This window comes from Lactobacillus melliventris (assembly GCF_013346935.1).
Taxonomy (GTDB): domain Bacteria; phylum Bacillota; class Bacilli; order Lactobacillales; family Lactobacillaceae; genus Lactobacillus.
Genome location: NZ_JAAEEB010000003.1, coordinates 232,845 through 245,693 on the forward strand (window position 1 = coordinate 232,845; position 12,849 = coordinate 245,693).

General features: G+C 33.8%; 12 protein-coding genes. 6 read left to right on the forward strand and 6 right to left on the reverse strand.

Going from position 1 to position 12,849, the window contains the following annotated elements:
• Positions 1-2: 2 nt before the first annotated feature.
• Complete coding sequence (locus GYV61_RS04115; protein ID WP_174794896.1) at positions 3-503, forward strand: TetR/AcrR family transcriptional regulator; 501 nt, start codon at positions 3-5, stop codon at positions 501-503.
• 56 nt (positions 504-559) lie between these two features.
• Here the strand turns inward: GYV61_RS04115 and GYV61_RS04120 are convergent, their stop codons facing one another.
• From GYV61_RS04120 to GYV61_RS04145, 6 genes are all read right to left on the reverse strand, one after another.
• Positions 560-1,363, reverse strand: coding sequence for an ABC transporter ATP-binding protein (locus tag GYV61_RS04120; RefSeq protein WP_174794897.1), 804 nt, complete (start codon positions 1,361-1,363; stop codon positions 560-562).
• Positions 1,341-2,258 carry an ABC transporter permease gene (locus GYV61_RS04125; protein ID WP_174794898.1) on the reverse strand — a complete coding sequence of 306 codons (918 nt, stop codon included), beginning with the start codon at positions 2,256-2,258 and terminating at the stop codon, positions 1,341-1,343. Before GYV61_RS04125 ends, GYV61_RS04120 begins: the two co-directional genes overlap by 23 nt.
• 30 nt (positions 2,259-2,288) lie before the next feature.
• Positions 2,289-3,257, reverse strand: coding sequence for an ABC transporter substrate-binding protein (locus tag GYV61_RS04130; RefSeq protein WP_174794899.1), 969 nt, complete (start codon positions 3,255-3,257; stop codon positions 2,289-2,291).
• A gap of 459 nt (positions 3,258-3,716) precedes the next feature.
• Positions 3,717-4,640: an ABC transporter substrate binding protein gene (locus GYV61_RS04135; protein ID WP_370448578.1), complete on the reverse strand. Its 924-nt coding sequence runs from the start codon at positions 4,638-4,640 to the stop codon at positions 3,717-3,719.
• 412 nt (positions 4,641-5,052) lie between these two features.
• Positions 5,053-6,006, reverse strand: a complete 954-nt coding sequence (locus tag GYV61_RS04140; protein ID WP_174794900.1) for a 1-phosphofructokinase family hexose kinase — start codon at positions 6,004-6,006, stop codon at positions 5,053-5,055.
• Positions 6,007-6,026: 20 nt separating this feature from the next.
• Positions 6,027-6,770 carry a DeoR/GlpR family DNA-binding transcription regulator gene (locus GYV61_RS04145; RefSeq protein WP_238786746.1) on the reverse strand — a complete coding sequence of 248 codons (744 nt, stop codon included), beginning with the start codon at positions 6,768-6,770 and terminating at the stop codon, positions 6,027-6,029.
• Between the two features lie 162 nt (positions 6,771-6,932).
• Between GYV61_RS04145 and GYV61_RS04150 the strand changes: the two genes are divergently transcribed.
• The 5 genes from GYV61_RS04150 to GYV61_RS04170 all read left to right on the forward strand — a co-directional run bounded on the left by GYV61_RS04150 (position 6,933) and on the right by GYV61_RS04170 (position 12,782).
• Positions 6,933-7,391, forward strand: coding sequence for a PTS sugar transporter subunit IIA (locus tag GYV61_RS04150; protein ID WP_174794902.1), 459 nt, complete (start codon positions 6,933-6,935; stop codon positions 7,389-7,391).
• Positions 7,388-7,708: a PTS sugar transporter subunit IIB gene (locus GYV61_RS04155; RefSeq protein ID WP_174794903.1), complete on the forward strand. Its 321-nt coding sequence runs from the start codon at positions 7,388-7,390 to the stop codon at positions 7,706-7,708. The genes GYV61_RS04150 and GYV61_RS04155 overlap by 4 nt, the downstream gene beginning before the upstream one ends.
• Positions 7,709-7,730: 22 nt before the next feature.
• On the forward strand, positions 7,731-9,083 hold the full coding sequence (locus GYV61_RS04160) for a PTS galactitol transporter subunit IIC (protein ID WP_174794904.1): 1,353 nt from the start codon (positions 7,731-7,733) through the stop codon (positions 9,081-9,083).
• A gap of 218 nt (positions 9,084-9,301) precedes the next feature.
• The gene (locus GYV61_RS04165; protein ID WP_174794905.1) at positions 9,302-10,072 is read left to right on the forward strand and encodes a class II aldolase/adducin family protein; all 771 of its coding nucleotides are present in this window, start codon (positions 9,302-9,304) and stop codon (positions 10,070-10,072) included.
• Between the two features lie 148 nt (positions 10,073-10,220).
• The gene (locus tag GYV61_RS04170; RefSeq protein ID WP_174794906.1) at positions 10,221-12,782 is read left to right on the forward strand and encodes a sigma 54-interacting transcriptional regulator; all 2,562 of its coding nucleotides are present in this window, start codon (positions 10,221-10,223) and stop codon (positions 12,780-12,782) included.
• Positions 12,783-12,849: the final 67 nt, after the last annotated feature.

Below are 12,849 nucleotides of genomic sequence, written 5' to 3' on the forward strand. Positions count from 1 at the left end.
CTATGAATAAAAAAAGAAATCGCACTGTATCACGTAAAAAAATTCAAAATGCCGTCGTAGAACTTTTAAAGAATAGTAACTTAGAAAATTTAAAAGTCACTGAAATTTGTCAAAAGGCACATATTAACAGGTCAACTTTTTATGATAATTACACAGATATTTATGATATGGCAGACAAATTAAGAAAATATCTTGTTGATGAATACGCACTAACGCAAAATAATTCTAAAAAACCATGTTTTTCAAAATTATTACAACATGTTAAAGACAACCAAGATTTATATCGTTTATTTTTTAAACTAAGTTTACAAGATGGTGTTGCTGAAAAGTTTATAGATAGTCATGAAGAAAAAAATCATTATGATGAAGTATTTTTTCGCAATGGTATAGTGGCTATAATTACAGAGTGGCTAAAAAATAATTGTTCAGAACCAATAGATAACGTTGTTAAAGTAATTGATGCACATCAAAATTGTTTGCAGAATAATAGTAATAAATATTAAGATCTACCTAAGAAAAAAAAAAAAAACAATCTGAATTGCAGATTGTTTTTCTGTTTTTATGCCAACAAAATGGCATCATCTTCAAGACCTGTACCTACATGTTTTTGGAATAATTCCATTAACTTAGGCACAGTTAAATTTTGTTTATCTTCACCAGCCAGATCAATTGCTACACGACCTTGATGCAACATGATCAAACGATTGCCGTAGCGAATAGCATCTTCCATGTTATGAGTGACCATAAATGCTGTCAAATGCTGTTCAGATATCAACTTTTCAGTTAATTGCATGACTGTTATTGAAGTTTGTGGATCAAGAGCCGCAGTATGTTCATCCAGTAAAATCAAATCTGGCCGTTGCAGTGTTGCCATTAAAAGGGTAATGGCTTGTCTTTGACCACCAGAAAGTAAGCCAATTTCAGTTTCCAAGCGGTTTTCTAGATTCAAATTAAGTTGCGCAAGCTGCTTTTTGAAAAATTTTCTGTCTTGACTTTTAACACCAGGACGAAAGCCTCGGCGCTTTCCGCGCTTCATGGCTAAAGCCAAATTTTCTTCGACGGTTAGTCTGACTGCTGTTCCCATTTTAGGATCTTGAAAAACGCGACTAATATTTTTTGCTCTTTTAGTAACAGGCAGTTTTGTAATATCGGTACCTTTTAGAATAATTTGTCCTTCTTGAATAGGTAACGTTCCGGCAATACTATTGAGCAGGGTAGACTTACCAGCACCATTACTACCAATGATAGTCACGAAATCTCCGGCTTCTAAACTAAGGTCAATTCCGCGTAAAACACGGTTTTCATTAACAGTTCCTTGTTCAAAAGTTTGATGTAAATTTTTAATCTTTAGTACTTCTGGCATTTTGCTTTCCTCCTTTAAGATTGCGTGGTAAATGGAAATTCGGCAAAGTTAAGCACACAACTAAGACTAAAGCTGAAGCTAATTTTGCATCAGACGGTTCTACATTCATTTGGAATACCAAAGCTAAAATCAGTCTATAAATGATGGCACCTACGACTAAAGTAAGTAAACGACCACCAATTGACAGATTGCGAATAAGTACTTCTGCAATAATAATTGAAGCTAGTCCGATAACAAGAGTACCTACACCAGAGTTAAGGTCGGCAAAGCCGTTATTTTGTGCTAACAGTCCACCTGACAAAGCAATACAGCCATTAGAAATCATATAACCTAAAATTTTCATTCCTTGAGTTTTAATGCCGTTGGCAGCACTCATTTGCGGGTTATCACCAGTGGCTCTCATAGCCAAGCCTATTTCTGTTTTGAAGAAAACGACTAATAAGAAGATCACTAAAAGTGCAATTATCAGTCCCATTGCAATTACAGCATTGTTATGACTTAAGCCCCAATTTTGTGCAATTGTAAAAACCGTATCTTTGCCTAGCAATGAAACATTGGCAGCGTTTTGCATCACTCTGGAAGTAATGGAGTATAACCCAGTCATAGTGATGATTCCTGCTAATAATGAAGGAATACGCAATTTGGTATTCAAAATACCAGTAACTAGTCCGGCAATTAAACCGCCAATAAATGCGGCAATAGTTGCTAATATCGGATTAATTCCTTTAATAATGCACATCGTCGCAACAGCCCCACCTAAGGGGAAACTGCCTTCAGCCGTCATGTCGGCTAGATCTAATATCCGAAAAGTTAAATAAACACCGATTGCCATTAATGACCAAAGTAGTCCTTGAGAAGTAGACGAAAGTAATAACTCCCAAAATGTATTTAACATAACTATTGATTCACGCTGCCTTTCTTTAATTTACTTAGGTGCTTTAATTGAAGCAGGGTCAATTCCAAGTGCCTTTGCCATTTTCTTGTTAACCACCAATTTCAAATCGGTAGCTTTTTCAACAGGCATGTCTTTAGGTTTAGCTTTACCATCTAAAATCTTAGCAGCCATTTTACCGGTTTGTTTACCAAGTGCCTCATAATCTATTCCAATAGAAGCCAAGCCGCCAGTTTTAACTTGATCCGTTGAACCAGCTACTAGTGGGATTTTCTTTTCCTTAACGACCTTACCAATAATTGAAGAAGCAGAGGCAAAAGTATTGTCTGTTGGTACGTAAATTCCTTGTACTTTTCCTGCTAAAGTTTCAGTGACTTGTTGAACATCATTTGTTGTGTTGGCCGTCTTAATTAAAACTTTGACTCCGGCTTTTTTAAGTGCCTTGACAGCTAGATCAGCTTGAATTTTGGAATTGGCTTCGCCCGCATTGTACATAATGCCAATTGTTTTAGCCTTAGGCACAATTGATAAAAGTAATTTGATTTGTTTATCAATTGAAACCATATCAGTGGTTCCTGTGACATTTCTGCCAGGTTTAGCGTTTGAATTTACTAGTTTGGCAGCTTTTAGATCAGTCACAGCAGTCACTACAATCGGGATATCCTCGGTAGCATTTGCTACGCTTTGTGCTGCTGGGGTGGCAATACCTAAAATTAAATCTGATTTTTCGTTGACTAGTTTTTCACTCATGCTCTTCAAATTGTCTTGACTATTTTGCGCATTTTGGTAATCAATCTTTAAATTTTTGCCTTCAACGTAGCCTTTTTCTTTCAGTCCTTCTTTAAAGCCCTTGTTGGCTTCATCTAAAGAGGGATGTTGTACTACTTGCAGTATACCCACATGTTTGACAGTCGCTGTACTGCCTGATTTTTTGTTATTGCAACCACTTAGTAGTAACAAACCGGTTAAGGCCATTCCCATAACTAATTTCTTAATTCGCATTTTTCTTCCTCCGTAAATCTAATCTTCATAACGTAAAAACACCCACTTATTCTAAGTGGGTGTACAAGCATTATTTTCATTAATAATTATTTGTGATTAACCACTTAGAAAGCTATGTGGCTAACCGCAACTAAAGGACTCTAGCCATCATAGATAAATTCAAAACTTGAATCTGGTTTGAATTCATCTAGATGAACCCAAACCCTATCTAAAATAGCTAAAGTAGTAACGATTATTCAGTTGTGAGATGTGTTTAATATAATATTTCATTTAAGATCAACCTCCAACCTTAATGAGAAGATTATAAAAAATAAAGAAGAAAAAGTCAAGGAATAATAAAATTTGGTTGCAATTGATGTGCAACCTAAGGGAATTTTTCAAATTTATTTTGCCAAAATGTTTAAGCTAGTTTTTTTGTTTTACATAAAAAAACTGCCCTTGTGGCAGTCTGTTTCCCGTTTATTTTGGAGCTTTAATTGATTTAGGATCAATTCCAAGTGCTTTGGCCATACTTTTGTTCACCACTAATTTCATATCGTGTGCTTTTTCGACTGGCATGTTTGCAGGTTTAGCTTTGCCAGATAAAATTTTCGCAGCCATTTTCCCTGTTTGTTCTCCCAATAATTCGTAATCAATTCCGATTGAGGCTAAGCCGCCAGTTTTGACTTGATCAACTGAACTTGCTACCAGAGGAACCTTCTTTTCTTTGACAACTTTACCAACTACTGAAGCTGCTGAATCAAAGGTATTATCTGTAGGAACGAAAATACCGTCAACTTTCGAGGCCAGAGTTTCTGTTACTTGTTGGACATCGTTAGTCGTATTTGCAGTTTTGATCAAAACTTTAACTCCTGCTTTTTTTAGTGCAGCTGTTGCTAAGTCAGCCTGAATTTTGGAGTTTGATTCACCAGCGTTGTACATGATACCGATAGTTTTAGCCTTGGGCACAATTGACAACAGCAACTTGATCTGGCGTTTAATTGAAACCATATCTGTTGTGCCCGTGATATTTCTACCCGGTTTCTCATCTGAATTAACTAATTTAGCGGCTTTTAAATCAGTTACAGCAGTGACAACAGTTGGGATTTTCTGCGTTGCATTCGCCACGCTTTGCGCTGCCGGTGTAGCAATCCCTAAGATCAAATCTGACTTTTCGTTGACCAGTTTTTCACTCATACTTTTCAAATTATCTTGATTATTTTGAGCGTTCTGGTAATCAATCTTAAGATTTTTACCCTCTACAAAGCCACTTTCCTTTAAGCCCTTTTTAAAGCCCTTGTATGCTTTATCTAGAGAAGGGTGCTGCACTACTTGCAAAACGCCCACGTGTTTCACGTCTGGACTTTTACTAGCTTTCTTACTGCTGCAGCCTCCTAAAGCCATTAAACCAACAATTGTAATTCCTGTAATTAATTTTCTAAAACGCATTTTGTGCCTCCATAAAAAATACCCACTTACTTCTAAGCGGGTACACAGAAATTAAATTGCCAACAAATAATTGGATTGTGGTTAGCCACTTAGAAAGCTATGTGGCTAACCGTACTAAAAGAGTCCTAGCCATCATAGATAAATTCAAACTTAGTTTCGTTTGAATTCACCTAGATGAACTCAAACTCTTATCTATAGTAGCTAAGATAATAACGATTATTTAGTTGATTCTCTTTTTGACTAAACTGAATCATTATCCTTACCTCCAACTTTGATAACAAGATTATAAAAAAATAACAACTTAAAGTCAAGGATTAATTTAGCTTTTATTTTTATAATTATTAAGACTAACAGTTAAAAAATTTTGTTAATCAGTAATTCGCTCAATTTTAATGGTTTTAATAATTTCGAGTACTTTGCTGAGCTGTACAAAGCCAGTTTTGGTTTCCATTGCATTAGCAGTTCCAGATGCAATAGCCCATTTGATGGCTTCTTGAAATCCATAGTTTTTACCTAAGGCATATAAAAGACCACCAACAAGTGAATCACCTGAGCCCTCGGTATTAACTACTTTTACTGGTTTTAATTTAATACTATAAAAATCATGTTTATGCTTAAAAAGTGCCCCTTTTTCTCCTAAAGAAACGATTATATTTGGAATTCGTATTAGTTTGCTCTTTAATATTTCTTCTTTTATTACTTTGTAATTCTTAGTAACAGGAAAAGATAATAATTCTGCTACTTCTGTTTCATTAGGCTTTATGAAGTCTGGTAAAAAGTGGCTGTTTAGGACGTCAGCTAAGGCTTCTCCAGAAGTATCCAAAACGATTTTAATATTTGGGTTAAGTTCACGAACTTTGGCAATTATTTGCGGATAAAAATTATGAATCTCACTAGGAGGGAGACTGCCATTTAGAGAAATTGCTGCAACGCTATTTTTAGTAATTAATTGTTCTATAGTCTCTAATAATTGATTGAAATATTGTAGAGAAATATGGTCTCCATACTCGTTTATTTCTGTTTTTTCACCGTTACTTTGAATTATAGTGTAACAATTTCTAGTGTTACCGTTAGTTTCAATAAATTTACATTTATACTGGTCATTTTTAGCTTGTTCTAAAATATATTTGCCATTTGAGCCAGCTAAGAACCCTGTGGCTACAGTTTTGGCTCCAAGATTAGCAGAAACTCTGGCAGCATTGATGCCTTTACCACCGACCATTTTTTTGATCAATTGAACCCTATTTAATTGTCCTACTTTCAGCTGCTTTAACTCGTATAAACGATCTACTGAAGGATTAACTGTAACTGTAATTTCCATTTTTGTTCCTAACCTATAAGTTAATGTATGATTTTAATATATTTTGAATATTTTTTAACATCTTCAGGAGTAACTTTCGGATCCGTAACCAAAAGATCAAATTTATCGAGATCACGAAAGGTGATGATATCAGAATGATTTAGTTTGGTATGATCTGCCACTATGAAAGACATTTTTGCATGGGAAATTGCTATATTTTGAATATTTCCTTCGGGTATTGTACTAGTAGTTACACTATTATCACAGATCCCATTAGTTGAGCACAATGCATAGTCGAAATTTAAACCCTCAAAGATGTTTTCAGCTTTTTCACCCAAAAATTCTTCTGTGTTCCTATGTAGTTCCCCACCTGTCAAAAATAGACGACATTTACTTTTATTAATTTCATTAAATGCCGGCAAACTATTAGTTACAAAAGTTAAATTCTTCGAAAGTAATAAAGGAACAGACATTAACAAAGTTGTACCGGCCCCTAAAAAAATTGTTGAATTATTAGTTACTTGCTTTGCTAATAATTTAGCAATCTCTTTTTTTTCAGAAATATTTTTTTGCAATTTTTCATTTGTAGTTGACTCAGTTCGAGAGTTACTTTGTGCACCGCCATAAATTCTTGTAATTTTTCCTTGTTCTTCTAAACGCTTTAGGTCACGTCTTACGGTCATTGAAGAAACATTCAAACTTTTAGCAATGTCAACTGTTGTCATAAAACCGGTTTTACGTAACAGAATGTTTATCTCTGTTAATCTTTTTTCTTGTAAACTCAAATAATCACTTCTTTTTACCGATTTTATCATTACTTTAGTAGTATATCAAACATTTTATAACATATAAAGTTCAACTTTGTTATACTTTGTTAAATTAAGGTTGACATTGTTCAAACTTAGTATTATATTGAAAACGTATTCAAAGTGAAAGGAGGTCTTGCAGTGTTTTATCAAAAATTAATTGATTTAAATATTTCAGTTGAAACAGAAGAACAACTTTTTGATTTAGTTGGTTCTCGTGCAATTAAACTTGATTTTGCCAGGATTGGATACATATCAAATTTGGAAAAGAGGGAGCTTTCATATCCAATTGGACTTAAATTTCCACAGGTTTCACTAGCCTTACCACATGTTGATCCACAATATGTTGAAAAGCCATTTATTTATATTGGTCGTACCATTAAGCCATTAAAGCTTAAACAAATGGGAGATAATGCAGACATGGATGCTAATGATTTCTTATTTTTAGGCCTTAAAAACGGGTCAAAACAACCTGAACTATTAGCACAAATAATATCTGCATTTCAAGATAAGGATTTTGTCAAACTTTATATGGAAACAAGAAACACTAAAGATATGCTTCAAATTGTCAAAAATAAATTTAAAGAGGTAATAAAATGAAGACTATTTTGGTTTGTTGTGGAACTGGTGTTGCTACCAGTCCCCAAGTAGCAAATAAAATTAATGATTATTTGACAGAAAATGGTTTAGATCAATTGGCGAAGGCTACACCTGAGCCAATTGGTGAGGCCAAGACAACAATTGAAAATGATAGCAGTGTCATTATTTATGTTGGTATAGCACAAGCTGATGCTGAACTGCAGGAAGTCCTTGACGCCAACAACGTTGTAGGAATGGTGGGTTTGCCCTGGTTGACCGGAATGGGGCAGGAAGAAGCCAATCAAAAAGTGGCGGATATTGTTAAACAGGCAAAATAATCTGTAAATAGAGGTGAGTTAAATGGATTGGAACGGTATAGTTCAAGGAATTTTGGGAGTTGGTGCTCAGGTTTTGATTCCAATTTTAATTATAATTTTGGGATTAATCTTTGGGATGAAACCATCTAAAGCGATACTTTCAGGTCTTTATTTAGGTACAGGATTTATTGGGATGTCAATGGCCATTAATCAATTGACTGAAACTGTTAGTCCAGCGGCTAAAGCGTTAGCTAAATATACTGGTATTAATCTGCCAGCAGTTGATTTTGGCTGGACTGGTGCTGCTGCTATTACATGGAGCTGGACATTAGCTTTTCTGTTTTTTGCAGTAGAAATTGTAGTCAATCTGGTCATGCTATTGGCTAAAATGACGGATACAATGAATGCCGATATGTGGAATGTATGGGGTATCGCCTTAACTGGTTATATGGTTTATCAAATTTCTGGCAGTTTAATCTGGGGTTTCATCTGTGGAGCTATCCAAGTTGTAATTTGTTTGAAATTAGGTGATATGTGGAGTAAAGAAATTGCCAATATGCTTGGTTATGAAGGAGTTACTGTAACTCACATTGAAGCGTTTACGGCAATTATAATGTCTCCTATTAATAAATTGATGGATTATATCCCAATTTTTAATCGTGAATGGGATGCTTCTTCATTAAAACGTAAAATTGGTGTATTCAGTGAACCAGTGACAATGGGAGCAATTATTGGATTAGTTCTTGCGCTAGCAGGTCGTTACAGCATAGGTGACGCACTTAATCTTTCCGTAACTGTTGGTGCTGTCATGGCTATTTTTCCAGTTATGGCAAAATTTTTCATGGATGCTTTAACTCCATTTGGTTCTACTATGAGTGACTTTATGAAAAAACACGTTAAAGGTAGAACGTTCTCAATCGGACTAGATTGGCCTATTTTGGGACAAAGTACCGAGTTATGGGTAACTATGGTGTTAATGATCCCAGTATCAATTGTTTATGCAGCGATTTTGCCTGGTAATACTATTCTCCCAATTGCAGGTGTCATCAATTACTGTATTGGTGTAGGTGGATTGCTTCTTACTGGTGGTAATCTTTTGAGAATGCTTGTTTTAGGTGTTATCTATGAACCTGTTTTTCTTTACGGTGCATCATATTTTGCTAATATCTTTACAAAATTAGCAAAATCCAGCACTTCTATTAAAGTACCTGCAGGATCACAAGTATCATGGAGTTCAATTGAAGCTCCCGAATTGAGATTTGTGATGGCATGGGCAGGAAGAGGTAATATTTGGGCAATTATTGGCTTAATTGCATTACTTGCTCTTTTCTGGTTACTTTATCGTTCATTTAAGAAAAATCCAATTCCATCCCTTAAATACAGTAAATTAAAGTAGGACTAAATAATGGATAAATTAATGAACAAAAAAGTCTTTTGGACTTGTTTAAGTTTTTTAACATTTGGTTTATTCAGTTATGCAATTATTTCTAAAATTTATTGGATAAATGTCTTCGTTATTATTTTAGGATTACTAATTAACAAGAAGGGAAGTGATACCCTTTTTACCAAAAAAAGTATGTCAACTAAAAATAAAATGAGGAGGAAAAATAATTTATGAAATATCCTGCAGGAAGAATTCCTTTTGAATACGAGCGAAATGATTTAGCAAAAGTTGTCCGTGAAGTAATGGAACGCAGAGACACTAACATTGTTGGTGGCAATATCAGTATTAAGGTTCAAGATGAAACTGGAAAATTCTTTTATGTGATGACACCAACAATGATGTCAGAAGCTTATATGGGTTACTTGAATGCAGATCAAATTCTTGTCATTGAACCTCATACACGTAAAGTGATTTCTGGCACCGGTAAGGTTACCAGAGAAATTAATATGCATGAAGCAATATATGATGCTAATCCTGAAATTAAGTGTGTTTTTCACTCACATGCTGATCAATGTATGTTTTGGGGTACGAGTGGCTTAAATATGCCAAATGTAACCGAAGCAACTCAGAAGTTAAAAGAAATTCGCACTTTAAATTGGCATCCAATGTGCACTGAAGAACTGGCAGAATATGTCTCCGCTGAAATAAAGAAATTAGGTGCTAAGGCTTTAAGAAATGGGTTCATTTTAAATTCTCACGGTACTTTATTTACCTCCGGTGGTAAGGACATGGATCCATTGACTGCTCTGCATAAGTCTTTAGCGGATGTTGATATTACCGAATATAATGCTAAAGTTGCTTATAAGCAGACTGTTTTCCAACAAATAGGTGTGCTAGACGGTTATTACTCAGAAGGAACCAAAATTGGGACATGGGAAGATGTTAAAGCTGGTAAAGCCCTCTATAATAAAAAAACTGCGCAAAATAAAAAGGGCGACTAAATAAATAGTACCCTTCTTACAAAGTTTGACCACTTTGACAATATAATACTTTTGCGTTGAATGCAACTATTATTCAAGATTTTTGTGTAAGCCTGATCATTTTGATCAGGTTTTTTCGTTAATAAGATGTAATTTCAGGAAGGCAAAAATGGAAATTGCAAAAAATCGAGTTTATAACAGATTGGTTAGAGAATGTGTTAATAATAAGGCTATAACAACTCAACAATTAGCCAAAAGTTTAAGTTTATCAAGATCGGTAGTCAGTCATTATTTAAACATACTATTAAATGAACATAAGGTAATCAAATTGAGCAAAAAGCCAGCACTATGGAAAGCTACCGGAGCGATAACTAATTCAAAAATATTTGCTGACTTCATTGGCGAAAACGGCTCTATGAAAAGTATTATCAATAGAGCAAGATCTGCAGTCATTTACCCACCTAATGGCTTAAATATTCTAATCACCGGACATTCAGGAGTGGGGAAAAGTTTTTTGGCTAAAAAGATCTATCAGTTTGCTAAAAGTAAAAATGTAATTAGTGTAACAGCACCTTTTGTCGTTTTTAACTGTGCCAATTATGCTGATAACCCTGAATTAATTTCTAGTACTTTATTCGGCTACGTAAAAGGCGCGTTTACCGGAGCTGATGAGAAAAAGGAAGGTTTGCTAGAAAAGGCTGATGGTGGAATTTTGTTTTTAGATGAGGTTCATCGTTTAAGTAGTAAGAGTCAAGAAAAACTTTTTAATTTTATTGATAGTGGTACTTTTTACAGGGTGGGAGATAATGTTCATACTATTAAAGCATCAGTTCGAATAATAATGGCTACTACGGAAGATCCACAAGATGTTTTGCTAACAACGTTTCTTCGCAGAATTCCTGTAAAAATTAATTTGCCAAATTATATTGAACGGCCAATTGATGAACGATTACAATTGTTAAATCTTCTGTTTTATCAAGAGGCAAAGAAAATTAATAAAAAAATTAGGGTTGATGAAAAAGTTGTTTCTGCTCTTTTACAGATCAATCATTCAGGAAATATTGGTTATATAAAAAATGCTATTCAACTTGCATGTGCATCAGCTTATGATGAAAGCAATAATACTAATGAAATAAAAGTTACAATTGCTAATCTCTTGTTAACTAAATTACCTGCATTTAAGGGCTTTGGCGATATTGAAGTTGATCCGGAAAAGAAGATTAATTATAAAAAAGCCGAAAGATTACAACAGCAAAATTATTATTTGCAAAAATCAATAAATCATTTATCTCATAATTTTACAGATAAAAATCTACATATTTGTCAGTCAGATATATTAAAAGTAAGTATCACTGCTGATATTAAACGAGCTAATTCCGGATTGCACCTACAGCATAAAATGATCTTTTTAAAGACTATTCAAAAGCAGTTTGGCTTAAATAATGCCCAGGATTTAGAACCGATCATGTTCAAGCTTTATCAAGCGCATTTTAAAATCCCCGCTAGCACTATTAATAACTTAAAAAATATATTCTCACGAAAATTACCTCGTTCATTGCATGTAGCAACGACTTTTTATTACAAATTACCAATACTTGATAAAGATAGTCAAATAAGTTTAATTATTGTATTTACAATTCTGTTAAGCCAGTTTGTAAATGAAGATATTAAATTGAGAACTTTAATTGTGGCTCATGGCGAGAGCACTGCTACAAGTATTCAAGCAGTTGTTAATTCTCTTTGTGAAGACTATATTTTTGATGCAATTGATATGCCAATCGAAGCTGATGTTGGCTCAATTATAGAGGAAGCAAATAAGTTAATTGATCAATTTAACACGGTTGAAGGCTTTATTTTAATGATAGATATGGGGTCTCTTGAACAACTTTATACCAAAATCAGTTCACATTTACAAGGTGATCTGCTAGTAATAAATAATTTAACTACGTTGACTGCCCTTGATGTAGCAATTAAAGTTAAACAAAATACTCCTTTTAAAGAAATTGCTGAAAAAGCTGATAAGGACTATACAATAGAAGCGAAATATTATGAAGGATTTTCTCAATTACCAAATATTTTAATATCCTGTGTATCTGGTTTAGGTATTGCTGAAAAAATCACTGAAATAATACAGCCCTATATGCCGACAAATATTAAATTAATACCAATTGCTTATAATTCTTTAAAAGAAAAAATTATTGAGAAAGATTGGGCCTATTTTGACCGAACAATTTTAGTACTAACAACAATTGATATCACTTATCCAGTGAAATTTAAGTATATGAATTTATATGATCTTTTAGATGCTAGTGGGGAAAAGAAAATGACACAATGGTTGCTCCCTTATTTTACCCATGAACAGATCAAAAATTTTACTAATCAAATAATTCGTTTCTTCTCTAAAGAAGGAATATCTGAAAGATTAAGTTTCTTAAATCCTGATGTGATTTTAGGTGAAGTTGAAACAATAATTAATAAATATGAATTATTTTATAAAGTTTCCTTTGATGGTAAGTTTAAGCTGAATTTATATATGCATATCGCTTTAATGATTGAGCGCTTGATGCTGCAACACCCATCATTTTCAAAAAATAGAGTTACATCAGAAAAAGAAGAAAAATTTATCCAGGTTACGAATAGTATTTTTCAACCTCTCGAGATTAAGTACAACATAAAGATTACACTGTCAGAAATGACAACCTTATATGAATTATTCAATCAATTCATTTAACAAATACCAAACTGTAAAAGCTGATTACTTTTAAGTTTGGTATTTTGTCTTGAAAAAATCTAATAGT

Excerpts from the sequence above, each read along its gene's own strand:
- GYV61_RS04130 (WP_174794899.1), bottom strand. The coding sequence starts at position 3,257 with ATGCGAATTAAGAAATTAGTTATGGGAATGGCCTTAACCGGTTTGTTA.
- GYV61_RS04135 (WP_370448578.1), bottom strand. The coding sequence starts at position 4,640 with ATGGCTTTAGGAGGCTGCAGCAGTAAGAAAGCTAGTAAAAGTCCAGAC.
- GYV61_RS04120 (WP_174794897.1), bottom strand. The coding sequence starts at position 1,363 with ATGCCAGAAGTACTAAAGATTAAAAATTTACATCAAACTTTTGAACAA.
- GYV61_RS04155 (WP_174794903.1), top strand. The coding sequence starts at position 7,388 with ATGAAGACTATTTTGGTTTGTTGTGGAACTGGTGTTGCTACCAGTCCC.
- GYV61_RS04170 (WP_174794906.1), top strand. The coding sequence starts at position 10,221 with ATGGAAATTGCAAAAAATCGAGTTTATAACAGATTGGTTAGAGAATGT.
- GYV61_RS04140 (WP_174794900.1), bottom strand. The coding sequence starts at position 6,006 with ATGGAAATTACAGTTACAGTTAATCCTTCAGTAGATCGTTTATACGAG.
- GYV61_RS04125 (WP_174794898.1), bottom strand. The coding sequence starts at position 2,258 with ATGTTAAATACATTTTGGGAGTTATTACTTTCGTCTACTTCTCAAGGA.
- GYV61_RS04160 (WP_174794904.1), top strand. The coding sequence starts at position 7,731 with ATGGATTGGAACGGTATAGTTCAAGGAATTTTGGGAGTTGGTGCTCAG.
- GYV61_RS04115 (WP_174794896.1), top strand. The coding sequence starts at position 3 with ATGAATAAAAAAAGAAATCGCACTGTATCACGTAAAAAAATTCAAAAT.
- GYV61_RS04165 (WP_174794905.1), top strand. The coding sequence starts at position 9,302 with ATGAAATATCCTGCAGGAAGAATTCCTTTTGAATACGAGCGAAATGAT.